19 protein-coding genes are annotated in these 24299 nt (G+C 43.8%); 14 read left to right on the top strand and 5 right to left on the bottom strand.

Annotation, left to right across the window (positions count from 1 at the left end):
* Genes F0227_RS09610 through F0227_RS09595 form a run of 4 tightly spaced genes read right to left on the bottom strand, consistent with a single transcriptional unit; the run spans window position 1 to window position 3459 of the window.
* Window positions 1-759, bottom strand: a complete 759-nt coding sequence (locus F0227_RS09610) for an outer membrane lipoprotein-sorting protein (RefSeq protein WP_171752979.1) — start codon at window positions 757-759, stop codon at window positions 1-3.
* Window positions 752-2053, bottom strand: a complete 1302-nt coding sequence (locus F0227_RS09605) for an FtsX-like permease family protein (protein ID WP_171752978.1) — start codon at window positions 2051-2053, stop codon at window positions 752-754. The genes F0227_RS09610 and F0227_RS09605 overlap by 8 nt, the downstream gene beginning before the upstream one ends.
* Window positions 2050-2733: an ABC transporter ATP-binding protein gene (locus tag F0227_RS09600; RefSeq protein ID WP_171752977.1), complete on the bottom strand. Its 684-nt coding sequence runs from the start codon at window positions 2731-2733 to the stop codon at window positions 2050-2052. The genes F0227_RS09605 and F0227_RS09600 overlap by 4 nt, the downstream gene beginning before the upstream one ends.
* Window positions 2734-2772: 39 nt before the next feature.
* On the bottom strand, window positions 2773-3459 hold the full coding sequence (locus tag F0227_RS09595; protein ID WP_253822070.1) for a hypothetical protein: 687 nt from the start codon (window positions 3457-3459) through the stop codon (window positions 2773-2775).
* A 283-nt stretch (window positions 3460-3742) separates the two neighbouring features.
* Between F0227_RS09595 and F0227_RS09590 the strand changes: the two genes are divergently transcribed.
* The 10 genes from F0227_RS09590 (at window position 3743) to F0227_RS09545 (ending at window position 17862) form a co-directional block, all read left to right on the top strand.
* Window positions 3743-4501, top strand: coding sequence for an IclR family transcriptional regulator (locus F0227_RS09590; protein WP_171752976.1), 759 nt, complete (start codon window positions 3743-3745; stop codon window positions 4499-4501).
* 866 nt (window positions 4502-5367) lie between these two features.
* Window positions 5368-7704, top strand: coding sequence for a molybdopterin-dependent oxidoreductase (locus tag F0227_RS09585; RefSeq protein WP_171752975.1), 2337 nt, complete (start codon window positions 5368-5370; stop codon window positions 7702-7704).
* A gap of 4 nt (window positions 7705-7708) precedes the next feature.
* Window positions 7709-8260, top strand: coding sequence for a 4Fe-4S dicluster domain-containing protein (locus tag F0227_RS09580; protein WP_171752974.1), 552 nt, complete (start codon window positions 7709-7711; stop codon window positions 8258-8260).
* A gap of 9 nt (window positions 8261-8269) precedes the next feature.
* Window positions 8270-9073, top strand: coding sequence for a DmsC/YnfH family molybdoenzyme membrane anchor subunit (locus tag F0227_RS09575; RefSeq protein WP_171752973.1), 804 nt, complete (start codon window positions 8270-8272; stop codon window positions 9071-9073).
* Window positions 9074-9163: 90 nt separating this feature from the next.
* Window positions 9164-9901, top strand: a complete 738-nt coding sequence (locus F0227_RS09570; protein ID WP_171752972.1) for a LuxR C-terminal-related transcriptional regulator — start codon at window positions 9164-9166, stop codon at window positions 9899-9901.
* Between the two features lie 208 nt (window positions 9902-10109).
* The gene (locus F0227_RS09565; protein WP_171752971.1) at window positions 10110-11876 is read left to right on the top strand and encodes an L-lactate permease; all 1767 of its coding nucleotides are present in this window, start codon (window positions 10110-10112) and stop codon (window positions 11874-11876) included.
* 153 nt (window positions 11877-12029) lie between these two features.
* Complete coding sequence (locus F0227_RS09560) at window positions 12030-13580, top strand: helix-turn-helix domain-containing protein (protein WP_171752970.1); 1551 nt, start codon at window positions 12030-12032, stop codon at window positions 13578-13580.
* 112 nt (window positions 13581-13692) lie between these two features.
* Window positions 13693-15294 (top strand): PTS transporter subunit EIIC, encoded by a 1602-nt coding sequence (locus F0227_RS09555; RefSeq protein WP_216613378.1) that lies wholly within the window; start codon window positions 13693-13695, stop codon window positions 15292-15294.
* A complete protein-coding gene (locus F0227_RS22080; protein WP_171752969.1) occupies window positions 15294-16658 on the top strand; it encodes an adenylosuccinate lyase family protein in 1365 nt (454 codons plus the stop codon). The genes F0227_RS09555 and F0227_RS22080 overlap by 1 nt, the downstream gene beginning before the upstream one ends.
* Before the next feature lies 1 nt (window position 16659).
* The gene (locus tag F0227_RS09545) at window positions 16660-17862 is read left to right on the top strand and encodes an amidohydrolase family protein (RefSeq protein ID WP_171752968.1); all 1203 of its coding nucleotides are present in this window, start codon (window positions 16660-16662) and stop codon (window positions 17860-17862) included.
* A 146-nt stretch (window positions 17863-18008) separates the two neighbouring features.
* Here the strand turns inward: F0227_RS09545 and F0227_RS09540 are convergent, their stop codons facing one another.
* Window positions 18009-18935, bottom strand: coding sequence for a LysR family transcriptional regulator (locus tag F0227_RS09540; protein WP_171752967.1), 927 nt, complete (start codon window positions 18933-18935; stop codon window positions 18009-18011).
* Between the two features lie 681 nt (window positions 18936-19616).
* Here F0227_RS09540 and F0227_RS09535 point away from each other — a divergent pair.
* From F0227_RS09535 to F0227_RS09520, 4 genes are all read left to right on the top strand, one after another.
* Entirely contained in the window at window positions 19617-20000 is a 384-nt protein-coding gene (locus tag F0227_RS09535; RefSeq protein WP_171752966.1) for a RidA family protein, read from the top strand.
* A 17-nt stretch (window positions 20001-20017) separates the two neighbouring features.
* On the top strand, window positions 20018-21223 hold the full coding sequence (dpaL, locus tag F0227_RS09530) for a diaminopropionate ammonia-lyase (RefSeq protein ID WP_171752965.1): 1206 nt from the start codon (window positions 20018-20020) through the stop codon (window positions 21221-21223).
* An 88-nt stretch (window positions 21224-21311) separates the two neighbouring features.
* On the top strand, window positions 21312-22478 hold the full coding sequence (locus F0227_RS09525; RefSeq protein WP_171752964.1) for a M20 aminoacylase family protein: 1167 nt from the start codon (window positions 21312-21314) through the stop codon (window positions 22476-22478).
* Between the two features lie 18 nt (window positions 22479-22496).
* Window positions 22497-23921, top strand: a complete 1425-nt coding sequence (locus F0227_RS09520; protein WP_216613377.1) for a sodium:alanine symporter family protein — start codon at window positions 22497-22499, stop codon at window positions 23919-23921.
* Window positions 23922-24299: the final 378 nt, after the last annotated feature.

Here is a 24299-nt window from a genome sequence, read left to right as displayed (position 1 = left end):
TTAAAGATCCCCGTTTTTATTGCGTGACAAATAGGCAGGGTTGTAGAACTTATCTTCTAAGCGCATTGGTTCGACAGCGAGGTATTTGATCTCGGTCTGTTTAGCGGGCTGGATCTTATCAATCAGCATCATGGAAACAACGGCTGTCTTGTTATCTCGTTCACCTTTGATGTACCAAGCTTCTTTAGCCAGTTTGCCAGAACGGAGGTAGAGATTGGCCTTTACAGGAAAGTTACTGCCTTGTTCCAGCCACAGTTCGATACGGTGATAACTGGCACCTTTGGTGGCAGAGCTCAACTCCAGCATGTTGGTTTGGTAGTGATGTTTTCCGTTGTTCACTGATGCGGTCCGTAACCATTTCCCTTGGTAGTCGTCGCTCCAAGTGAGGGTAGAGATATCCCCAACCGAGGCTTCTCCCAGCAGTTTCTGCATTGGTGTAATGCGGATAGGGCGGCGGCTTTTTGGCATTAGCATCCAGTAATTGTCACCCAGCATCAGCATTTTCTGTCCGGCTTCTGCTTTTGATTTAAACACCACCAGTGACTCGTGATTTTCCCGCAAATAGACATGGTACTCACGGGTACTGTCTAATTCTCCGTCCTTATACAGTGAAACCTGAGAGGCCACCAAAGCCGCATCTTGTTGTAAGCGGTAGTTGTCAGCATCTTGCAACATAGCCGCGACATCTTGCGTTTGAGCATAAGCTGATGCTGGCAGAATAAGAAGATAAGTTGCTATTAGTTTTAGATAATTAAACATGAATGAGTGCCTCCGTGATCGGTTTACGTACCCCACGTCGAGCGGAGAAGAATGCGCTGCTTAGGCAGATAACCAGTACTCCCAAAAGAGCATAAAGTGCCAGTTCTCCAGAGAAGTAAACATAGAGCGGGTAACCTTCGCTGCTGCCCGGAGGGGGTGGCATTTGAATATCAGCTAAGTTCAGTAATGTGCTGGCCACGGCAGTTAGGGTGATGCCGATAACCGTACCGATTATTGCAATAAGGGCAGATTCTCGTAGAAAATCAGCAATGATCTCGCGAGGATAAGCGCCTAATGCTGAAAGAGTACCGATTTCACGGGTACGCTCAGTTACTGACATGGTCATGGTATTAAAGAGAGCCACAAACACCACCAGTGCCATTACTGCACCCATAATGCCGAAGATGCGGTCATACAGATTTTTTACTTTTTCGTAGAAAAAAGCCCGTTCCTGCCAAGGAGTGATCTCTATTGGCTGACTAAGAACAGGTTGATTAAGAACGGGCTGACTTAGCTCTATATTGTTCAGGCTTAGCGCTACTTTTTCCTGCATCTCAGCGGTCTGGTCGGTATCAAACAGAAACAGCGAAAGGGTGCTGACTTTATCCGAAACCAATAGCTCCTGAGCCATGCCAATATGAATATAGAGTTGACGTTTATCCAGCTCCGGAACACCAGTGGAGTAAATGCCCTGAACCTTAAAGTCGTAAGCGTTTAGTGCGCCTTCACTTGTGGTGGCGAGCAGGGTAACCCAATCACCGATAGAAACGCTTAGGTTACGCGCTAGATCTCGTCCCAGCATGACCTGTGGTTCAGCTGGATCATAGCGGCGGCTCTGCATCGAAATTAGGCTGCGGCCACTCTCCATAGAGAGGAACGGTCCTTTCAACTCAAATTCGCGTTCATTCACGCCATTGCCAACAAAGATGGTTGATTTACTACCATTAGAAACCAAGCCGGTAAAATAGATTCGCGGTTGCACAGCACGCACTTTGTCATCGTTTAACAACTGACGAGTAAGTAGAGCAGTATCAGACAAGCCGTTGCTGAGCGGCATCTCCTCTTCTTTCTCAAAGTAACCCGGAATGCTAAGGGTCAAATGACCAGAATCACGAGCAGCCATCTCTTTGAGAGAGTCATAAGTGTAGAGCCCAAAGCCGCCAGCACTCGTCAGAGCGAACACCGCAATGGCGATAATAATGATGGACATGCTGCTTCTGCGCTTATTGCGTTGCAGATTAAGCCACGCTAAGCGAAGTGAATCAGGCAGCAATTTTCCAGTAATAAGTGTCATGCGGCCTCCCTGTCGGAATGATTAGAAATAGTGCCATCCACCAGTTGTATGGTGCGGTCGCAGCGTTCTGCCATACGTGGATCATGAGTGGCAACAATAAAGGTGGTGTTCATCTGCTGACCCAGCTCATGCATGATGTCAATAATGCGACGTGCGGTCTGACTATCTAAGGCCGCGGTTGGTTCGTCGGCAATGACTAGCTCCGGCTTATGGACCAAAGCACGGGCAATAGCGACACGCTGCTGCTGACCACCAGAGAGGTTATCTGGCCTGTGATGAATAAAATTACCAAGACCAACTCGCTCCAGCATTTCCGTTGCCATACCGTGTTGTTGCTCACGGCTATAACCGTTCAAAAGCAGAGGATAGGCGACGTTTTCTACCGCTGACATTACCGGTACCAGATTAAATCGTTGAAAAACAAAACCGAATTTGCAACGTCTCAGGCTGGCGGCTTTAAGTGAATCGGTCGGGTAAGGCGTGTCGCCGAGCAGCACTTCTCCTTGGTAATTCATATCCAGTAGGCCAAGAATATTAAGCAGAGTGCTTTTGCCCGAACCAGACGGGCCGCATAAGGCAACTAGCTCTCCTGCATTGATCTGACCGGACACCCCCTCAAGCGCTTGCACTTGCTGTTGACCCAACTGGTATTGTTTCTGAATTGAGTTAAAACTGATCATAGTATTGTTATTCCGTTGTCTGGTTATTCCGTTATCAGGTTATCCGTTATCAGATAGAAGCTTACGCACTGCCAAGGTATCCGCATGATTTGAGCCAAGCTGTTCCATTTCATTGAACCAAAGCTCAGCTTGCTGACGCTTACCCGTTTTCAGCGCAGCTTGAATGGCGTAGCGATAAATCCAGCTTGTGGCTTCGAACGGTAAGAGTTGCAACTGGTTGTCAGCGAATAAATCGAGGTAGATCTCGTAACCTTTATCAAATTGATTAAACATATCTGGCAGTTCGGTAAACACCGTCGCCGCATTGGCTTGCGCCAGCACCTGTCCGGGTAATCCCATTACCTTTTCTCGGTTGTTTTCGTTATCAGGATCGGCATCTATCAAAGCTAGCCCTTTATCAATCGAAGCAATACCTTGTTCGACATACTTCATTTTGTTCCAAGGTAAAAAGGCATCACGGCCTTGCAAGGTTTGTGTTGCACCAATGAAAATCATTGATAGCGGTGTCGAGCCTTTCTCTTCAACGTGAGTGGTAAGAGCTTGATAAGCTTTTTCTGTTTCGTCGTCATCACCCTGAGCGGCCTGATAATAAAGGGCGATAGTTTGAGCATCTGGGTTTTGCGCCGCGAAAGCCGCTGGTGTCATAAGCAGAAAAAGAGTAAGTATTAGGTTTGTCGGTTTGCAGAACATGGTTGATTTACAGAACATGGTTGATTTACAGAACATAGTGGGTGCCTTTCATCTGATGGTATGTTGTAAGCATATTCAGATGCAGGCGAGCTTTCTTTTAAATGCGATAAACGGTCGGTATGAGGAGTGAATGGTAAAAATGGGGAGTGAGTGTCCAAAACGTTTAACCGAATGACTCCTCTTAAGTTCAATGAAACTCACCAATAGGCAGTTGGTGAACTTACCCCCCGAATATAGTAAAGTACGCCACATATAACCGACAGACTCCACTTCTACATTGTTTGAAAGACATGTACCTTACTTAGCGAAACAGAAAGCGATGGAAAAACAAAATCAAGGCATACAATCAGTTGAGCAGGCTTTTGATATTATAGAATTTTTTGCCAATACCCATGAGCCAATCTCCTTGGGAGAAGCGGCGAAAAAAATGGATATAGCAAAAAGCAGGCTGCACAAGTATTTGGCGAGTTTGTTGCGGACAGGGGTGGTCGTTCAGGATTCTAACGGCAACTACCTGAATGGTTCACGTCTGTTGGAGCTGAGTTCAAAAATTGTCGGCCAGACAGATCTGGTCAAACTTTGTGAACCTATTTTGCACACCTTGCGTTTTGAAACACAGGAAGCTGTGGCATTAGCCGTCTGGTCTTCAAAAGGCCCGTTGTTTATCCGTTGCCTTGAAAGCCCCATACCGATGGCGATGCAGTTTAGAGTCGGGTTTTATGCTCCGGTCACCCAGAGTGCCGCTGGCAGGTGTTTTGCCAGCTATCTTCCGGAATCGGCTTATAGCCACCTAATGGAAGACGAGTTTGTTGAGTACGGTGGTTCAGCAGAAAGCTTCCGTGAGGAGTTAAATGAGGTTAGGGCACAAGGCTATGCCGAGCGGGTAACAATAAACGCCACCATTCCGGGCTCAAAAGCGGCGGCAGCGCCGGTTTTTGACAGTTTAGGCAATATTGTTGCCAGTCTGGTGGTGTTAGGTTTTGATAAATCAGATAAAATCCCTGATAAAGATAAAGCGTTATTAAAAAAGCTTAGTACTTCTCTTTCTGCTCAGTTAGGTTACTCCTCTCAGATATAAGAAATCGGCTAATATCGCGAGTTTAAAAAGCATTCTAAAGCGTTAGTTTTTTATTAATAGAGAGCTAACGCTTTTTTTATAACTATATTTAAAATTGTTCAACAGCTCACTTCCTCCATATCGACTATATCTCCCCTTATTTATATTAAAAGTAACGGAGTAAGAGTGCGCGTTTCCTGTTTCCTGTCAAACCTATCTCTTTATCTGTTATTACGTTAATCAGAACATGTAATGCAATTGATAATTATTATTGATTACAAGCTGTTAAGTCTGATTTCGTCAATGGAACTGCTTCACAATAAATGCCTCAAAACCGAGTTTTTGCCTGCATTGCCACTTTTATCATCGTGAGCTAATCCACAATTCAAACAATTAGCCATGGAATATGTTAAATGTAATGAAAATTAAAAGATGAATTTAATCAGTGTGTTGCTTTTGTTTTGTTTCTTTGTTGTTAATGGTTTGTGTTCATTTTCTGGCTTTGATTGTATTTTCAACATGGCAGATCGTTCACTATATGTGTATCATGTTTCCATATTGGAAATGTGGATATAGCAACGAGAGCACAGAACCGAACACAGATTATGCGTTAAGACTCCATCTTTGATGGGGGTTTATATGAAAGTGTTGGTGTATGGATAAGGTTGTTTAGTGTGGTTTACCTTTGATGATCTGCTCATCATAGGTGACATAAAAATATAATCAGCACTTAGGTTATTAAGTTTAAATAAAAGGAATTTGTTCGCGTAAAGATATTTATGTGAAGGGGTTTCTGTATTTATTGAAAGCTTGTTGTGAATTGTTTTTCTGTTCGTCGATATGTTCATTAAACGTATTTAATAAGTAGTATAAAAGGTGATGAAGCAATGGAAGAAATTCTAGAAAGAGAAGTAAAACGGCGAAGTGTGTTAAAAGGGATCAGTATATTAAGCCTGATTCCTTTTGCACCTGAACTGGCAGCAATGCAGTTTAATAATCCGCCTTACAAATATAACTTTAAGTATTCAGATTTTACTAAAGCTAGCTCCAGCTGTGCCATGGAGTGTTTGCACTGCAACTTAACTGCCTACAGCTATAAAGGAAAAGTGATCAAAGTTGAGGCGCGGGAAGGCTTTAATGTGAAAGGCTGTTTCCGTGGTCTTAGCCGTGCTAAATGGGTACACCATAAAGAGCGTTTAACCCATCCTCTGTTGCGTGTGGGTGAAAAAGGTAAAGGCGAGTTTAAGAAAATAAGCTGGGACGAAGCGCTGGATCTGGTTGAATCAAATATTCGTCAGACCATAAAAGAACAAGGCAACAAAGGCCTGATGTTTGTCGGTTTTACCGGCAATATGGACTCAATTAAAAACGGTATGGGTCGTGCCTTCTTTGATTACCTTGGCGGTTGTACCCGTCGTTCCGGTTCCATCTGCTGTGGCGCGGCATACGGTACGGTGCCTGATATTACCGGTTATCGCTTTACCGATACACGAGACACAATTGCAGACAGTAAATACCTTTTATGTTGGGGTAACAACCCGGCTGTAACCCTTCACGCTTACTGGAAAGAGTTTAACAAGGCAAGAGAGCGCGGTGCCCGTATCGTGGTTATTGATCCCCGCTTTAATGAAACAGCAGCAAAAGCCGATGAATGGATTCCGATTATTCCGGGAACCGATACTGCATTAGCAATGGGCATGATGAAGGTCATCTTTGATGAAGGCCTGACAGACGAGAAATACCTGAAAGCACATACCGGTGCAGCATGGCTGGCGGATCAGTCAAAAGAGCTGGTTTTCGAAAACAGTGAAGATAAAGACAGCCACTTGGTTTATGACCTGAAGAGCCAGTCTTATGTTCGTCATGACACAGCAAATATTGAGCCTGCATTGTGGGATTCTCAGTTGCCGTCAAACTCTCCGTACACAACGGTTCTGCAAATGGTAAGGGCAGAGTGTGACCCTTGGACACTGGAAGCCACGGAAAAAGAGACTTCAGTACCGGCAGGCACTGTGCACCGTCTGGCCCGTGATTTCGGCACTATTCACCCTGCAATGATTATCTTCAATATGTCTGGTGCCCAGCGTGTAGAGAACGGGGCTTATGCCGTTGCGACTCAGCACTATATCCCGCTAATTACCGGCAACATTGGTAAAAAAGGCGCCGGTATTCTGGATGCCGGTGGTGTAGGGCAGATGCAGAAATTTGGCCCGTTAATGCCGCCACCGCCAACGCCGAAACAGAAAATCGCCAAGGTCCCAATGGCTGAAATCGGCCGTGCGCTGCTGGAAGAAGATCCACATAAAATCGACTTCTTCTATAGCATGACCTTCTCGCCGTTAACCCAGCTTCCAAACACCAATAAGGTGAAAGAGGGCTTTAAGAACTGCCGCTTTGTTGTGGTCGCCGATAACCTGATGACGGACTCAGCGAAATGGGCGGATCTGGTGCTGCCGGTAACCACCATTTTTGAGGATGTGAGTTTAATGGCCGGGCCAAGAAGCCACTACGTTCAGCTGATGGAAAAAGCGGTAGAACCACCGGGTGAAGCGAAACCGGATTACTGGATTTTTGCCCGCCTTGCGGAGCGTTTCGGCTTTGGTGAAGCCTTTAACCAGCCAATCGAACACTACATAGAAAACAAACTAAGAGGCACAGGCATTACCATCGAGCAACTGAAGAAAGGGCCGGTGAAACCAGCACAGTTCCCATGGGTTCCGTTTGATGGCGGCAAATACTATACCTCTACAGGCAAAGCAAACTTCTACCTGCATAAAGCGAAGAAAAGAGGCTTTAACCCCATTGCTCACCATATGCCGATTAAGGAATCTCCGACCGGCTCGCCAGAGCTGGCTAAGAAATATCCTTTAATGGCTGTGCAGCGCAAACTTCAGCGCAGTGTTCATACCAGCCACAGCATCAATGAGTACGTTGATGAACTGATGCGTAACGAACCATGGATGATGATTCATCCGGAGGATGCAAAAGTCCGCGGCATCGAAGATGGACAGATGGTGATTACCTACAACGATCGCGGTGAACATCCTGCACGGGCTGAGGTGACAACCCATATCATGAAGGGCGTTATCAGTCTTGAAAATGGCTGGATGGAGAGGCACGGCGGCTCTTCAAGTAGCGTCACTAATGACATGCCGGAGCCTATTGGCCATGGCCAGTGTTGTAATAGTACTTTGGTCAATGTGCGCCCGATGAAGGAGGTATAAGTAAATGACTAAGCAATACGGATTTTTAGTAGATTTAGACGCATGTTATGGCTGTAAAACCTGCTCGATGGCATGTAAGACAGAAAATGCCACTCCTTATGGTGTTTCATGGCGAAATGTACGTGAGTTTAAAACGCAGAACCCTAACTCACTGGTCGACATTACCATGTCATGTAATCACTGTGACGACCCTAAATGTATGGAAGTGTGTCCGGCCAATACCTACAGCAAGCGTGCTGACGGTATCGTGGTTCAGGATCATGAAAAATGTGTCGGCTGCCAGATGTGTATCATGGCCTGCCCGTACGATGCTCCCAAATACGATGCGGCAAAAGGGAAAACCAGCAAATGTGATATGTGTGCAACCCGCCTTGATGTTGGCTTGCAGCCTCGTTGTGTGGAGTCTTGTCCTGCCGGTGTTATTAAGTTTGGCCCTATTGATGAGCTAAGGGCACAGTATGGTGACACCAACTGGGTAGAGCTTGAAAAGCGTTTTGGTATGCCGGATCACACCATTACCAATCCAAATATCATACTTATGACCAAAAGCGTATAGGAGGAAATGATGGAACAATTTCAATTTTCACTGGTTTTCTTCACCGTACTTTCACAGTGGGGAATAGGTTGCATTGCGGCATTAACCTTCTACAGAATGTTTTTCTCACTGCATGCTAGTCAGCTAACGGCAATAAAGCCTGCTGTGTTGGGTATTTGGGGCATTATTTTGACCGGCTCTCTCTGTTCACTGGCGCACCTGGGAAGTCCTTTCGAAGCCTACTATGCATTGCGGGGGCTGGGCAGTTCATGGCTGAGTTTTGAAGTGGTGGCATTTGGTACCATCAATGGTGTTGTGGCGCTATGGGTGATGACTCATTTTGTTGAATCAAAAAGAAGCCTTCAGCAACCACTCGGTATTCTGGCCTCTGTATTGGGCTTGTCTGGAGTCGTGATGTCCGGGCAAATCTACTTCAGCGTAGAGCATCAGCCGGAGTGGAACACCGTACTCACCCATCTGTCATTTATCGGCACAGCGTTGTTACTGGGTATTGCCTCACTGATGACCTATATTCGTCTGTCAAATCAGTCGGTTCCTACCATGGTACGCAACGTTTATGCGGCAGCAATTGCTCTGGTATTGATAATCGTGGCGATGTGGAGTCAGATTGCAGGTCTGGAGACCAATGGTGAGCTTATCTGGTATCGCGTTGTCGCGAGCATTATCGGGGGCGTTATCCTAATGATGCTGATAACCCGTAATGAGAGTCGATACAACAAAATACTCTTCGCCTCTACTCTTATTATGGTTACGGGCGAGATTGCAGGTCGTATGTCATTCTATAGTTCCGTTCTATCGAAGACACCTTGGTAACAACGGCAGTATAACAAGCGATGGAACAACAAGGTTCCATCGCTTTGTATGAAAACCTCTTACAAAGCAACGGAATAAGCAGCAGATATTATGAAACACTTCTATGTTAACGAGGACAAACTGTCGTGCGAGCTATCTGAAAGGTTAAAGAAAGTATATGGATTTGAATTCTCGTACGCTGTCTTTCCTAAAGATTTTGGAATATTTAACTCAACAAGAAATCGCGATGAAGTTAACCTCCTGAAATACCCAATATTTTCTACCAGTAGTAAGGGGGCTTGTGTCGCTTCTCGGTTGATTTATATGTATATGTCCGACAGCCGGAGAAGTACAAAGACTCCTAACCTAGCTAGTTGGTTAGAGAGCAATTTCTTAAATGCTTTGAAAACAGGAGAGCCACACAACGAGTACAAAGAAGAGTTTTTGCTTAGCAACCAAGTAAGCTCTCTGTTTTCTGTGACGGTATCTGAACATGAAGATGATTTTGCTGGCTTCTTTTTTATGTACTCAAATGCCTTAAAACAGCATGACATGGAAAGTAAAATCAAAAACTCCGGACTTAAGCTGCAATTGGATACGCTTCATTTTTATCTGACAAGGCGTTATCCAAGAGTGACTAACCCTAATTTTTATAATGGCTCCATGAAAGAGCGCACCGCCGAGATACTGCACCTGACGGCTTCTGGTAAAAGCTGCAACGAAATCATGCAGATTATCCCGCTGTCGGCAAATGGTGTGAATTACCATTTAGATCGTGCGAAATCGCTACTGAATGCAAGAAATAAAGTGGAACTGATATACAACGCAAAACAGAGTTGCTTTATCTGACAAGTTAACCGTTTTGCCTGTCTCTTAACGATCTCGTCTATTTTCTATTGCCGGGGAATGTTTATTTATTGTCTTTTTTGGTAAGAGTGTACGCTCTTACCTTTTTTTCGTCTGCATAACTATGGTATCCAGATTAATGTTTACTGACGTCCGAAGATGTACACTCATTCTATTCTGTTGTGCTTAAAGCAAAGGGTAAGTTGAAACTATGTATCAAGAATACACGCTGTTTTTGTTATCAACTTTGCCTATCTTGGTGATTACTATCCTGCTAGTCGGCTTGCGTTGGCCGGCAAAAATAGTAATGCCATTGGCGTTATTGTCCGTCATTATTCCATCCAGCCTCGTCTGGAAAGTTCCGCTAAATATTCTGCTGGCACAGATTATCGACGGTATTTTTACCGCCGGAGGCATTCTGTATATCGTATTTGGTGCGTTGATATTGCTCAATACCTTAAAAGAAACCGGCGCACTGACTGTTATCAAAAGAATGTTTACCAATATTTCCACTGACCGAAGAGTTCAGGTCATCATTATTCTATGGTTATTTGGGGCATTTCTTGAGGGTTCAGCAGGGTTCGGCTCGACAGGAGCAATTATAGGGCCATTGCTGTTAGGTTTGGGTTTTCCTGCCATGGCCGCAGCGGTATTGTGCATGATCTTTCAGAGTACTGCGGTTTCATTTGGTGCAGTGGGCACTCCTGTTCTGGTTGGATTATCCGTCGGGCTTGGAGGTGGAGAACTTGAAGGTGTGGGCATCGCAGGGCTTTCATGGAACGAGTATATTCATCAGTTAGGCTATTATGTGGCGGCAATTAACGGCACCGTTGCGGTATTAATGCCGTTAATTTTGGTGTGCATGTTGACCCGCTTTTTCGGTGCGGAGCGCTCTTTTTTACCCGGATTACGGGTATGGAAGTTTGCGATATTCGCTGGTGTCTGTTTTTCTGTGCCTTACTACCTGACGGCAAGATATCTCGGACCTGAGTTCCCTGACATTATAGGCTCTCTTGTTGGTTTAGTTCCTGTGGTCATTGCCGCCAAAAAAGGCTGGCTGTTACCCGATGACGCAGGGTGGGATTTTCCGGAAAAATCGCAATGGGCAGATAGCTGGAAAGGGGTGATAACCATTGAGGAAAAAGCGTTCACCTCAAATATGTCGACCTTCAAGGCGGTTCTTCCCTATTTGCTGATGGTCACCATCTTGTTTGCCAGCAGGATGGACGAACTTCCTGTCAAAGCATGGCTTTTGTCATTTACCGTTGAAACTGGTGAGCTATTCGGAAGCCAAATTTCCCCGTCACTGGAGCTTGGTTATTTACCCGGAACCATTTTTATTATTTCTGCTTTGTTTGCTGTGATGATTCACAGAGGTACAGTAGGCACCTTTAGCAACGCAGTATCAAACTCTGCACCGGTAGTGACGAGCGCATTTACGGCATTGATGTTTGCTGTTCCTATGGTGAAAATTTTTATCGGCAGTGGGATGGGGGATAGCGAGCTACTGGACATGCCAAGAATACTCGCACAGTTTTTTGCTGACCGTTTCAGTGATGTCTGGATCATCATGTCGGCAGGTATCGGGGCGATGGGCGCATTCATTGCCGGCAGTAATACACTCTGTAATATGATGTTCAGCTTATTTCAGTACAACGTAGCGGAAATGAGCGGTCTGGATACCACCTGGATTGTTGCTGTTCAGTCTGTTGGGGCAGCAGCTGGAAACATGATTTGTGTTCAGAATGTCGTTATGATCACCGCTGCGGTAGGCTTAAGTGGTTGTGAGGGCGACATCATCCGAAAAACAATACTTCCGGCCATCTACTATGTTCTTGGTGCTGCCGCAGTGGCCTATATCGCCTTGTACGGAATTGGTTTTCACTTCGGCACTTACTATTTACTCACGGTAGTTTTGATCGTGATAACGGGTATTTATAAATCTCGGCAGAAAACATACCTTGGAAAAGGAACCTAGTATTGTCTTGTTTTCTGGAAAGAGCATTGCTGTAAAACAAGGTAGAGTGAAGTATGTGAAGCATGCTTTGCTTCAAAGAAACGAGCTTTTTTTTGGTGCTAAACTAGCGCCTCTCAAATGACCCTCATTGTAATTAAGCTTGTTGGAATAAGTATGAACCTGACTGATATAGAGTTTATGAAGTATGTTCAGGAGCACTTGTCAGTGTCTTTATCTGAGCTGGAAAAACACTTAGACAAGAATCAGTCAACCATCATGAGAAGCCTAAAAAAGATAAATGAGTTGATGGGTGATTACCGTTTTCTTACTTTGAAAAGTAACCGTGTGATTTATCGCGGAGCTTATTCCGGCTACGAACAGTTTATGCATCGGTTGTCGTTTAGGAACTACCGATCTAACCAAAGTGAGAGGGTGAAGTTGCTTGTATTGCACCTGACACTTTCCGGTGAACTAAGTAAAAAAACACTTTATGAACGACTTGGTATCAGCCTTTCTACTTTAAAAAATGACAATAGCGAGCTTTTGGCTTTGTTGGATAGCTATGGTCTAACAGCAACCATTTTGCATCGTAAAGGAACGATGGTAACGGGCAATGAACTGAACCTTCGGGTCATGTTAGCCAATATAATTTTTGATTGTATTGAGCTAAGCGAAGCGTTAAAACCTTCACTGCACCCAGCGGCGACTCCCGTTAATAAAGAAATTGCCTCAATGTTTCTTGACTCCAATCAAGGGTATATTTCACAAGCGCTTGCTCTTTATCACCGACTATCTCAGCAGTATGGACTCAAATTTAGCTATAACTCGAAGAAGTATCTGATCATATATTTGTGTTTATCATTAAAAAGAGCCAGCGCTGGAAACAATATCAGTGAGGTCCATCCGAATGAGATGGTTAATACTCTACATTTTTCTCTGTTTGATGATGAGAAAGAGAACCAAGCAGTTAATCAGATAATCTCCACCTCAACCATCAGTCGAGATGTGTTCAACTGCTATGATGAACTTCTGACCGATGCGACACATTCATTTATTGACAAGGTTTGTGCGGATTTAGAAGAGAACATTTTTAACCGATGGGAGTTGTTTTGTGAGCTGTATGAACTGTTGAAGGTGAGCCTTTCTCGTGCAGTTATCGGCGTGAATATAATCGATAAAAAAACAGACAATGTGATACAGCCAGATGACACACTATCTGGATTGGTCTGCACTCATACTAGTTTATTGGAGAGAGCCGCAAAGACCCAGATAAGTGATGCTGTACGTTCTAATATCGTTATGATATTTAAACGATTTTACTTGCAAAATCGAATGGTAGACAAAAAGAAAGTACGAGTATGTGTGGTTAGTAACAGCTCTCAGGAAAAGATCATGTACTTCGTTGAGAAGCTAAAACTGCAATACCACATAGAGTATGTAAGGCTGGTGAACAGTAATGAGGTATTTTTCCTTAAAGACTCTGACTACGATCTTCTCGTTACTTTCACCAATAAGATTTCCAACTATCTTGAAAAAATAGGCAAACCTTATATCAAGCTGAGCTTTGAATTGTCAGACGCTGACACCGCTATACTCAATAAACTCAACCTCCCGCGAGCAGCTAGAAAGATCAATATTAATGACTTTATTGATAACATCGACTCTTGTTCTGTCGACGAACTTAAATATCACCTGCGTACACACTATCCAGAACATTTCATTTAAGGGCAATTTCTGAAGAAAAAATAGGTCTTTTTATGACCTTGTTTACCTTTAATGCATGTCAGAAGATTGTAGTGAAATTCAATCCCTACTATCTACAATAAGGAAAAAAATAATGAGTAGAATGCAAAAACTTAATGAGACGATCCAGATATTTGGTCGCTCATTACTTCTGCCTATTGCTGTGCTGGCACCTGTCGGCATGGTTATGGGGCTTTCTAGTGCGTTAGGTCAACCCTATTTAACCGAGAAACTGCCGCTGTTAGCGTCTCCAACTTTAATAACCATTCTTTCGTCAATGAAGAGCATCTCGGGAACCATCTTTTCTAATATTCCGCTTTTGTTTGCGATGGGTGTTGCGTATGGCATGAGTAAAAAAGATAAAGGCATCGCAATCTTTGCAGCGGTAATTTCTTATCTCACACTGCTGATTTCCATGAATGTTAGCTTGAAACTTACCGGGGAACTCGCCGCCAAAGAGTTGATAGACATCAGTGGTCAAAATGTTGTCTTAGGTATTCAAACCCTCAGTATTGATGCGCTTGGAGGAATTATCGCCGGGCTTATTGGTGCGTATTGTACCGACCGATATTCACGTCTGGAACTGCCTATCGCACTGTCGTTCTTTGCGGGCAAGAAATCAGTGGCAATCATCACGGTCTTCGTATCTGCTTTTGTTGGTCTGGCTATTCCATTTTTCTGGAGCATTTTTCAGGCTGGCATGGTGGCGATATCCGGCTTACTGATGAACGTATATATTGGTCCTGCGATATTCTCTATGCTTAACCGGTTACTTATTCCTTTCGGTTTACACCACATTCTTGATTCGGCGGTACGATTCACTGAAGCGGGTGGACAGTACATTATTGAAGGAAAAACGTATATTGGTGTTATCCCACCGATGAATGAGCTGCTGTTCAATCTTGGCCCTCAGCACCCTGCATGGGCAGAACATATGCCTAAGATATCGGCATATCTAGCACCAAACCAAATGCTTACAACTCTGTTCCGTATCCCTGCAATGGGTTTGGCTATGTACCATTGTGCTAAGCCAGAAAATAGAAAATTTGCTAAAGGTGCCATTATTACTGTGGTCGCTACAGCCTTCTTAGGCAATGTAACTGAGCCAATGGAATTCTCATTTATGTTTATTTCAGCGCCTCTGTTTGCCATCTATTCGGTTCTAAGCGGTATCGGCTCTATTCCTCAATACTTCCTTGATATTTCCATGGGTTACATCCGTGGAACCATCTTCGACTTTGGTATTTTTGGCCTTATGTATGAGCATACGCAGTGGTTGAACCTAGTGGTCCTTGGCCTACTTAACTCTGTTATGTTCTATTTTGCTTTCCGTTGGGCCATTGTTAAGTTTGATGCAAAAACGATTGGTCGAGAAGACGGAGTCTCCAACTCAACTCTTCTAGAAGAGAAAGAATACGACAAGATTGCGGGCATTGTGGTGAATGCACTCGGTGGCCGAAGCAATATTGACCTAGTTGAAAACTGTATTACCCGTTTACGTATAGATATAAAAGATAAAACCATCGTAGATACTGAAGCTTTGAGAAACTCTGGTGCTGCGGGCATTGTTTTCCCTAACGATAATCACATTCAGATTGTTTATGGCCCAGCCGTTGAGTTCGTAAGAAATGCCGTTGATGACAATATTGCGGGCATTAGTAATTCAGACTTAAAAGTCGCACAGGAGACTGTCTAGTGAGAGCGTTATATGATTCAAAAAGTCTAACGATTGATGACCAAGGTATTAAGGACAGTTTTAGTCGAGAAGCCAAAGTTCAGTCTTGGCTTGATTTAGAAGCCGCGTTAGCAAAAGCACAGGGTGAACTCGGTGTCATTCCTAATGAGGCGGCACTCAACATAATACAAAACTGCTCTATTGAAAAAATTGACCTGAAAAGAATGGAAGAGATTTTTCAAGAAATCGGCCATAACTTTGTACCAACGGTTAAAGTTCTTGTTGAAGCGTGTGATAAAGAGAGTGGCAAGTATGTCCATTTTGGCGTCACTACCCAAAACATCCAACAAAGTGCTCATCTTTACATGGCTAAAAAAATACATGACAAGCTCATGTCGTTTTTAGACAAAACAATAGAGAATTTGGCTAATTTGTGTGAAGAGCATAAATACACAATCATGGCTGGCAGAACGCACGGTAAACATGCTGTCCCAATTACATATGGTTATAAGGCTAGCGTTTGGTTGCAAGAGTTACTGAGTGCAAAGGAAAGATTAATAGAGTCTGAAAAACGTGTGTTTACTGTCATGATGGGCGGGGCGGTAGGTGCATTTCACTCCATGGGTGAAATTGGTCCACAAGTTCAGGATCACGTTGCCAAACAACTGGGTATGCACTCTATGGCGGTTCCATCAAGAAACTCTAGAGTATTTCGTACCGAGTACATCAGCAATATGTGTTTGTTAGCTACGACTTTTCACAAGCTAGCGGAAGAGGTGTACCAAACCTCTTGTGAAGAGTTCTCAGAGGTATCGGAAGCGTTTAAAAAGGGGACAGTGGGAAGTAGCACAATGCCACAAAAAGTGAACCCTAAACTTGCTAAAGGCATTATTGGCAACAGCCAAAAACTGTACTCATCAATGAATGCATCCATGCTGGCAGTGGCTCGTCCGTTTGAAGGCGACAGCTCGTCATATTTTCTGTACGACTCATGCATGGAAGAAGCGATGCAGTGTTCTACAGAAATTATTCTTCGTGCTGAAGAGCTCACCAGAACACTAGTGATAAACCGTGAACGCATGTACCAGAACGTTATGCTAACCAAAGGTTTAATCAATAGTGAGTATGTGATGATGAAACTGACAGACAGGTTAGGTAAGGATAAAGCTCATCACACAGTGTATGAACTGGCGATGGAAACGGCATCTGGGGAGCGAAACTACAGTGATGTCTTAAAGAGTAGTCCTGTTCTTCGTGATTCGTTCTCTGAACAAGAGATTGACCAGATGTTAAAACCAGAAAGCTATATTGGCTTATGCGCAGAAACGGCACAGAGAGTCGCTGATCGAGCAAGGGAGTCCATCCGCAATATGGAGAACAAATGAGATGAGCGATGTATTTGCAATAAAGTCTGATTTCATTGTTACTGAAAATAGTATTGTTAGCGGTTTCTTGGTTATCGAAGAGGGCAAGATCAAGCAAATCTGTGACGACTGGCAGGGCAAATTTGTCGATTATGGCGATAAAAAAGTGCTTCCCGGTTTTGTGGATCTTCATATTCATGGTTTCTGTCGTGGTTCGTTTGCTTTTAAAGGAACGGTGGGTTCGTTGAGACGAATGTCGGAAGATTTAGTGAATGCGGGTGTGACCTCTTATCTGCCGACCACTACCACCATGCCGTATGATTTTCTGCTTGATTCAATGGAAAGTATTGGGCGTTATATCTCTATACAAACCCCATCAATGGGGGCAGAAGTTTTGGGAACGCACTTGGAAGGGCCATTCATTAGCCCTGAGCGCATTGGTCTACAACGTTCAGATTGTTTACTGGAGCCGTCAGTAGAGAAGTTTGATCGACTAAACGAGGCAAGTGGTCGTAATGTAAGAATGGTCACTCTTGCACCTGAGTTAGAAGGGGCGCTAGAGCTTATATCCCATATGACATCGCAAGGAATTACCGCGTCTGCGGGGCATTCTTCCGCTACATTTGATGAAATATGTAAGGCAAAGGAGGTAGGGCTTAATCACTTTACTCACTCTTACAGTGGCATGAGAGAGTTTCATCACCGTGAACTCGGTGTGGTTGGATCTTTAATGTATCATCAAGATATGTACGCCGATGTAGCGAAGCAAACGGGTATGACGATTAGTGATCAGGCATTTGACATTCTTTACCGGCTAAAGGGTGATGAGCGAATGGTGGTCATGAGTGACTGCATGGGCTATGTGGATTTTCCGGAAGGCTACACCTTTGACCATTATCTGCGTAAGGAGCGATTTTCGATCGTTGATAATCTTCTTCATATTGAAGGGGAGTCGGGTAACCGAGTCCTTAAGGCCGATGATTTTGAAGAAGTAAATCGGTTAGAGATGGATCACTTGGCATCGGCAAGAAGAATTTTGTCGCGGTTGGATAAAAATTTCCTATCTCTGTCGAAATTGATGTCTTTTAATCCAGCGATACAAGCCGGAGTAGCAGATAGAAAAGGAAGCTTAGAAAAAGGAAAAGATGCCGATATTATTGTGGTTGACGATGAACTCAACTTACAAACGGTCTATCGCAATGGTCAAGTAGTACCGCTTAATTAATTTTAATCAACTTAGATAGTTGTTTTAGGGCGCAATGATGTCATCCAATTCAATCATGCGCCCTTTTTTTATGTCTTAAATCCACACATTGCTTTCTTACACTTCTGGCAACAACTCAAAATCAGAGCAGGTTAACACGGCTATGTTCACTCAGCATTCACCATGCCCTTCAAAGGAAGAGAGTGGCGCATGACGTCAAACACGGTTTCTCTTAGCCAGATGTGAGAAGGGTCGTTTTCGTATTTTGGGTGCCATATTAGCCAGTACTTCTGTTTTGGTGCCTGCAACGGTAGCGGAAAATAGGTGACAGAAAAGTTACGTTGCATGCTAATGGCAATATGCTCTGGAATAACCAGCAGCATATCGGAACGGCTGAGTGCAGTGAGAGCGGCGGAAAAGAAAGGGACGGTAAACTGAATTTGGCGGCTCAAACCTTGCTCTGCTAAGGCGAGATCGATAAAACTGTCTTTATCGCCCCCTCCAATAACGGAGACATGACTGTAGTCGAGAAAGTTGTCTAATGTTAGTTTATCGGACGATGCCAAAGGGTGGCCCGTACGCATCACACACACGGGGTGATCCTCTCCCGTCATTATCCCACACAAGCCGTCGGGCACTTCTGGTGCGGTTGTTGAGATCAACTGGATATCCAGCTCACCTAGCAAGTCGAACTTTTTTGGAGACCACGAGTGGTACACAATATTTAGCTTCGGCGCTTCTTGCTGCAAACTGTCTAGCAGGTCAGGCATAAAGTATTGCGCCACGTGATCAGACGAGGCGATAGTGACTTTCCCTTGCCAAAGAGAGGGCTGAAACTGTTCGGGTTCAAAAAGGTGATCGCACTCGGTTAACACACTATTTAGCCGCTGTTTTAACAGCTCTGCTCTTGGGGTAGGGACAAGGTGGTTTTTTTCTCTTACCAGAAGAGGATCGTGAAATAGCTCACGCAGTTGAGTAAGCTGGCGACTCACCGCAGACTGGGTAATATGCAAACGCTCAGCCGCATGACTAACATGACACTCTTCAAGCAGTACTTGCAATGTACGTAGTAGGTTAAGGTTATTATTCTTCATAATGTAGACCAATAGTCATTTTACGTTTATAAGTTTTTGTAAACAAAAAATAATCCAATGAAAAAATTATTTTCTAACAAAAAGAATGATAAAAATTAGAACACATAATTAATGTTACAAGATGGTTAATTATAATTTATTTTTTTTATTATACTTAAATATTGTTCGTTTAAAAGAAACTCATATTTAAAATGACGTATCAGCGGTTATATTTCTTTATTAACTATATAGATCACATAATTCTAAATTTTTATTTTTTAAGAAAACGCTGTTTATTGTGACACATCTCAATAAACAAAATGGAATATGGATGGCGATTTTTCCTCAACATCGAGAGATATAAATAGGCTCGTTTTAAGCTGTTCAGAGTTACATATTGCATATTAAATGAGAATGAGAACAGTTGTTGATTTTCTGTAATGTATTGTTATTAGTGACTTTTGTTTGCCTGAAATACTTTTCTGATTTACCCCTGTCAGCGAAATGAGAATAGTTTAGCTACAGCCAGTTCGCTATTACACGACCATCTGTTATCCAATAACTTTCCGCACTATTACCAAACGTCATAGTGGTAATGAAAATTTGTTATTTCAAACTTTAGCTTTCTCCTTGATAAGTTCTAATCACTCTCGGTCAGGTTATTTTAGGCCAGAATATTAGAAATATTTATTAGGATAAGTTATGAGAAAAATAGTTAATACAGAGCTAGCACCAAAAGCAATTGGCCCTTATTCACAAGGTTCAGGATTCGAAAATTTAGTATTTACTTCAGGACAATTGCCATTAGATCCAAAAACAATGGCGTTTGTTGAAGGCGGTATTAAAGAGCAGGCGCTTCAGTCTTTGCTAAATCTGAAAGCGGTGCTTGAAGAAGCAGGAGCCTCTCTTGATTCGGTTCTGAAAACCAGCTGTTTTTTGTCTGATATGAATGACTTTGTTGCCTTTAATGAGGTGTACACCGAGATCTTTGGAACAGAAGCGGCGCCGGCGCGTTCATGTGTTGAGGTTGCCCGCCTACCTAAAGATGCCCTTGTTGAAATCGAAGCTATCGCTTTTGTGAAATAACCTGAACTGAGTCAAAAATGAAATTAAACGAAAATATAATACCTAACGTATTAAAAAGTGTTGAAAACAAATCTTATGCGCCGTCTATCAGCAAAGGTTTTGAAGCACTGGACTTGGAAAACGTTCGAAAATTCCATAGTCAACTGCCGGGCTACAGCAAAACCCCCCTTCACTCGTTAGATGCACTCGCCGAACAATTGGGCGTTAAAAAAGTGCTATTGAAAGACGAAGATTACCGCTTTGATTTAAATGCTTTTAAAGTTTTGGGTGGTTCTTACGCCATTGCTCGTTTGCTTGGTAAAAAATATGGCTTGTCTGCCAGCGAACTTAGCCTAGAAAACTTAAAAGCACAGATCACCGAGCCAATGACCTTCACCTCCGCAACGGATGGAAACCACGGTCGTGGTATTGCTTGGTCGGCTGAAAAACTCGGCCAGAACGCGGTGATTTACATGCCCGTTGGTACCGCAGAAGAGCGCGTCAGAAACATTCAAAAACTGGGTGCAGAAGTCATTGTTACCGACTGCAACTACGACGATACCGTCCGCATTGCGTATGAAACCTCTCAGAAAAATGGTTGGGAGTTTGTTCAAGACACCGCTTGGGAAGGCTACACCGACATTCCACTGTGGATCATGCAAGGTTATGCCACCATCGTAAGTGAAAGCATTGAGCAGCTAGAAGAGATGGGCGAAGTGCCTACCCATATTATTCTTCAGGCGGGGGTTGGCTCCATGGCTGGCGCTATTTTGGGCTCATTTGTTAACCACTACGGCATTGAGCGCTTAGTCAGCCTGATTGTCGAGCCAGAACAAGCGGATTGTATTTATCGCTCTGGCCTGACTGGCGAGATGGTTTTTGTTAATGACGATCTCGATACCATTATGGCAGGCCTTGCCTGCGGTGAGCCTTGTACTATCGGCTGGGACATCCTGAAAGATAACGCATCCGGCTTTTTGTCGTGCAACGACGCCTTAGCGGCCACCGGTATGCGCATACTGGCTAACCCGCTTGCCAATGACCCTAAAGTGGTTTCCGGTGAATCTGGTGCCATCGGTGTGGGAGCGCTGCACGCACTGGCCACTCACCCAGATGCCAAAAAAGTGATGCAGCAATTTGCCTTTGATGAGAACTCCGTGGTGTACATCCTAAGCACGGAAGGCAATACCGATCCGGTGAACTATCAAAATATTATTTGGCAAGGTGCTTACCCTTCTAAATAGCCTAATCCAATCAAACGATGACGTTGCCTTTGAACGAAAGGCAATGTTGTCAATTTTAAAAAATCTAATAACACAAAAGGAAAAACCAATGGTTAAGATCTCATTGGAACTTGCAAAAGAGATGGCGGAATGGAGACACAAAATTCATGAACATCCTGAATTTATGTTTGACCTGCCAATCACTTCTGCTTTCGTCGCTGAAAAATTAAAAGAGTGGGACATTGAAGTACATGAAGGCATTGGAAAATCAGGTGTCGTCGGTGTACTTCGCAAAGGAGACTGGCAAGGCAAGAAAGCCATTGGCCTTCGCGCAGATATGGATTGTATCGACCTTCAAGAAACTGGTGAGGTTCCTTACAAGTCTTGCGTACCGGGTAAAATGCACGGTTGTGGACACGACGGTCATACCGCTTCTCTATTAGGTGCCGCTAAGTACTTAGCCACAGAAGGCAACTTTAATGGAACGGTACACTTCCTATTCCAGCCAGACGAAGAGCATGGTTTAGGCGCTTTGGCGATGATCAACGATGGCCTGTTTGACAAGTTCCCAACAGACGAAGTGTATGGTTACCATAACGTACCGGGCTTTGAAGCTGGCTCGATTCATATGTGCGCTGGTGGCGTAATGGCAAGTGAAAACCTGTTTACCATTAACCTTATAGGTGAAGGCGGTCACGCTTCTTCTCCTCATATGCTTGCCGACCCAGTGGTGGCACTTTCACAAGTGATCAGTGGCCTTCAATCTATCGTTTCTCGTACCATTAACCCAATGGAAACGGTTGTTTGTTCGGTTACCGAGATTCATACTGACGGCGCAAGAAACGTGGTACCAACTAAAATTACCATTAAAGGTGATTACCGCACATACACGACTAAGAACACGGATCTTGTAGAACAACGTATGAACGAGATTGTGAAAGGTGCTTGTGAAGCATACAACCTTAAAGGTGATGTACACGTTTCTAGAGAGTTTGTTGTTTCTTATAACTCAGAAGCAGAAACCATTGCAGCAGGTAAAGCCGCGATAGCGTTACTGGGTGAAGACAAAGTGAATACCAACGGCGAGAAGAAAAGCTTCTCTGAAGATTTTGGCTTCTTCGCAGAGAAAGTATCAGGCTGCTTTGTGTTCATAGGTAACGGTACAGAAGGCTCAAACGGTTATTTCTTACATAACCCTAATTACGATTACAACGATGACATCTTACCGGTTGCTGCTGGTTTCTTCTGTCAGGTTGTTGAACAACAACTTTCTTAATTGAGTGAGGATACTTTTATGATAATGGATGCTTTGTCATACCTTAACGGTATATTTTGGGGTTATCTGATCCTTACCCTTTTGGTTATTTCCGGTGTTTTCTACACAGTTAAGTGTGGATTCCCTCAAATTCGCTATTTCACCAGTTTATTTACCAACTTTAAAAAAGAGAAATCGGTTTCTGGTGGTATCTCTGGCTTTGCTGCTTTATGTGCTGCATTAGGTGGCCAAGTGGGTACGGGGTCTCTTGTGGGTGTTGCAGCAGCAATATTCTCTGGTGGCCCTGGTGCGGTATTCTGGATGTGGATGACGGCTGTTTTGGGCATGGTTATCTCATTTGCGGAAGCCGTGTTGGGACAACTGTTCCGCAAAAGTAATGGTGACGGAACCTTCCGTGGTGGTCCGGCTTACTACATGACCTACGGCATGAACAACAAGTTCCTCGCTATGGTGTTCTCGGTGTGCATTATTTTCGGCATTGGTGTTGTTTACCTGATGGTTCAAGGTAACTCTATCGCTCAGGCTGCGGAAAGTGCTTTGGGTGTGGATCCGCTGCATACTGGCATCCTTACTGCGATCTTGGTTGGTGCTGTTATATTTGGTGGTGTTAAACGCCTTGCTGATGTGGCTTCTTACCTTGTTCCTTTTATGGCGGCTATTTACATCGGCTGTACTATGTATGTGCTTGCAACAAACTTTAGCCTAATTGATGACGTATTTACTTTGATCATGACCGAAGCGTTTAAGTTTGACTCAGCGGCAGGTGGTGTAGGTGGTTACACAATCGCAGTGGCGCTACGTTACGGTATTGCTCGTGGCTTGTTCTCTAACGATGCGGGTATTGGTACTGCACCAAGTATGCACGCAACCGCTTTAGTAAAACACCCTGTAAACCAAGGCTTCTCTGCCATGTTAGGTGTGTTCTTTACCACGATTGTTGTGTGTAGCTGTACGGCGTTTACTATCATCGTTACAGGTGCGGTAGACACAGGTGAAACAGGTATTAAGCTGACTCAGGAAGCGTTTAAGCTAGGTTACGGCGACAATGGTAAATACATTGTTCTAGTCTCGATTTCCCTGTTCTGTTTTACCACACTGCTAGCGGATATTTACTACGGCGAAGTTAACCTTCAGTGGTTTAGCAAGAACAAGAACCTTATTACCGGTTATCGTGTGATTGCGCTGTGTCTGGTTGTGGTGAGTGGCATTGTATCAATGGACTCGCTATGGACGTTGGTTGACTTTGTACTGGCCATCATGGTGCTTGTGAACGTGGGTGCGCTTATGTACTTAAGCAAATACGTATTCTACGCCTTGAGAAACTACGATGAGCAAATTAAAGAAGGCATCGAAACGCCAGTGTGGGATTACACCATTGACGTAACAGAAGCAGATTTAAAACAACCGGCTAACCGAGTGACAGAAGTACGCTTAGAAAGCTAATAAAAAGAGTAATGTAAGTTATTGACCTGAGAAATCCCTCGCGCAATGTGAGGGATTTTTTTATTGGTTGCTGCTGTTTGTGTAGGTTTTTAGCTCACAGTGAGCGACAGCCTTAAACCGACTGAGCCGAGTAAAACTACTCCAACACCTCATCACTTCTTTGCTCATCAAGAGTGATCAACTCATTTAAATACACCACCACGGCGTTGAGTTCGTGTTGGTTAACGTCGGTGAACCGAGCGTGTAGGGTTTAGGTATTTCCGTAGATAAATTAGCTAAGAAACATCCTGAAATAATTAATTCTTATAAGCGACTTTTATCGTTTGTTAGTAATTGGTAGCTTAACAAATAAATAACATATTATATTTAGGGTGAGCT

This window comes from Vibrio sp. 99-8-1 (genome assembly GCF_013114595.1).
GTDB lineage: Bacteria > Pseudomonadota > Gammaproteobacteria > Enterobacterales > Vibrionaceae > Vibrio.
Note: the sequence above shows the minus strand (reverse complement) of the source record. Positions and strands in the feature narration are given on the sequence as shown.

Bases quoted from the DNA above. Each gene is read 5' to 3' on its own strand.
- F0227_RS09610 (WP_171752979.1), bottom strand. From the start codon at position 759: ATGTTTAATTATCTAAAACTAATAGCAACTTATCTTCTTATTCTGCCA.
- F0227_RS09605 (WP_171752978.1), bottom strand. From the start codon at position 2,053: ATGACACTTATTACTGGAAAATTGCTGCCTGATTCACTTCGCTTAGCG.
- F0227_RS09600 (WP_171752977.1), bottom strand. From the start codon at position 2,733: ATGATCAGTTTTAACTCAATTCAGAAACAATACCAGTTGGGTCAACAG.
- F0227_RS09595 (WP_253822070.1), bottom strand. From the start codon at position 3,459: ATGTTCTGTAAATCAACCATGTTCTGTAAATCAACCATGTTCTGCAAA.
- F0227_RS09590 (WP_171752976.1), top strand. From the start codon at position 3,743: ATGGAAAAACAAAATCAAGGCATACAATCAGTTGAGCAGGCTTTTGAT.
- F0227_RS09585 (WP_171752975.1), top strand. From the start codon at position 5,368: ATGGAAGAAATTCTAGAAAGAGAAGTAAAACGGCGAAGTGTGTTAAAA.
- F0227_RS09580 (WP_171752974.1), top strand. From the start codon at position 7,709: ATGACTAAGCAATACGGATTTTTAGTAGATTTAGACGCATGTTATGGC.
- F0227_RS09575 (WP_171752973.1), top strand. From the start codon at position 8,270: ATGGAACAATTTCAATTTTCACTGGTTTTCTTCACCGTACTTTCACAG.
- F0227_RS09570 (WP_171752972.1), top strand. From the start codon at position 9,164: ATGAAACACTTCTATGTTAACGAGGACAAACTGTCGTGCGAGCTATCT.
- F0227_RS09565 (WP_171752971.1), top strand. From the start codon at position 10,110: ATGTATCAAGAATACACGCTGTTTTTGTTATCAACTTTGCCTATCTTG.
- F0227_RS09560 (WP_171752970.1), top strand. From the start codon at position 12,030: ATGAACCTGACTGATATAGAGTTTATGAAGTATGTTCAGGAGCACTTG.
- F0227_RS09555 (WP_216613378.1), top strand. From the start codon at position 13,693: ATGAGTAGAATGCAAAAACTTAATGAGACGATCCAGATATTTGGTCGC.
- F0227_RS09545 (WP_171752968.1), top strand. From the start codon at position 16,660: ATGAGCGATGTATTTGCAATAAAGTCTGATTTCATTGTTACTGAAAAT.
- F0227_RS09540 (WP_171752967.1), bottom strand. From the start codon at position 18,935: ATGAAGAATAATAACCTTAACCTACTACGTACATTGCAAGTACTGCTT.
- F0227_RS09535 (WP_171752966.1), top strand. From the start codon at position 19,617: ATGAGAAAAATAGTTAATACAGAGCTAGCACCAAAAGCAATTGGCCCT.
- dpaL (WP_171752965.1), top strand. From the start codon at position 20,018: ATGAAATTAAACGAAAATATAATACCTAACGTATTAAAAAGTGTTGAA.
- F0227_RS09525 (WP_171752964.1), top strand. From the start codon at position 21,312: ATGGTTAAGATCTCATTGGAACTTGCAAAAGAGATGGCGGAATGGAGA.
- F0227_RS09520 (WP_216613377.1), top strand. From the start codon at position 22,497: ATGATAATGGATGCTTTGTCATACCTTAACGGTATATTTTGGGGTTAT.